At 43.1% G+C, this 701-nt stretch carries 1 protein-coding gene and 1 pseudogene; one reads left to right on the top strand and one right to left on the bottom strand.

The window, feature by feature from the left end; all coding sequences use genetic code 11:
- A partial coding sequence (locus R7Q46_RS27180) for an ACT domain-containing protein (RefSeq protein WP_318078263.1) occupies positions 1-207 on the top strand: 207 nt, incomplete at its 5' end.
- A gap of 66 nt (positions 208-273) precedes the next feature.
- On the opposite strand, the pseudogene R7Q46_RS27175 reads toward R7Q46_RS27180, so the two are convergent.
- Positions 274-701: pseudogene (locus R7Q46_RS27175) on the bottom strand (SIMPL domain-containing protein); the annotation flags it as partial.

Below are 701 nucleotides of genomic sequence, written 5' to 3'. Positions count from 1 at the left end.
CTGCACATTCACAAAAACCGCCCAGGTATTCTGACTCAAATTAACACCATCTTCGCAGAAGAAGGCATCAACATCGCAGCGCAGTACCTACAAACTGAAGCTGAGATCGGCTACGTAGTTATTGATGTGGAAACTGAACGTTCAGAAGAAGCACTAACGAAGCTGAAAAGCATTGAAGGCACGATTCGTGCTTGTATTCTTCATTAAGAAGAATCCATACAATAAAGGCAGGGATATTATCCCTGCCTTTTCTTTTTGTGTTACCAAAACAAATTATTTTAATTTGTAAACCACATCCACTTGGTCACGAATTACAAGAGGCGAATCTTGGTAACTGTTCGAACCTTGCTTGCTGTCCATCGCCATTGAGCGCATCAACACAGGCTGTACATGCATTTGGTTATAGTTAATTTGCCAGATGCCGCCGAGTTTTTTATCAAAGCCAGATGCAAGCGATGCCGCTTTTTCTCTCGCATCTTTGATCGCAGCCATGCGTGCTTTTTGTTGGTATTACGCTTGATTGCTCCCTTTCAATTGGATGTTGTCGACCTGATTAATGCCAGCTTTCAACGCCATATCCAAATACTGGTTAAGATCGACTAAATCTGTCACTGTTACATTGATGCTGCGTGATGCTCTGTATCCAACCAACTCCGCTTTGCCCGATTTAGGGTAGTGATACTGAGGCGCAAGATACAGGT

The organism is Vibrio sp. 811 (genome assembly GCF_033339195.1).
The sequence above is the reverse complement of the archived record's forward strand: the minus strand, read 5'-3'. Positions and strand labels throughout refer to the sequence as shown.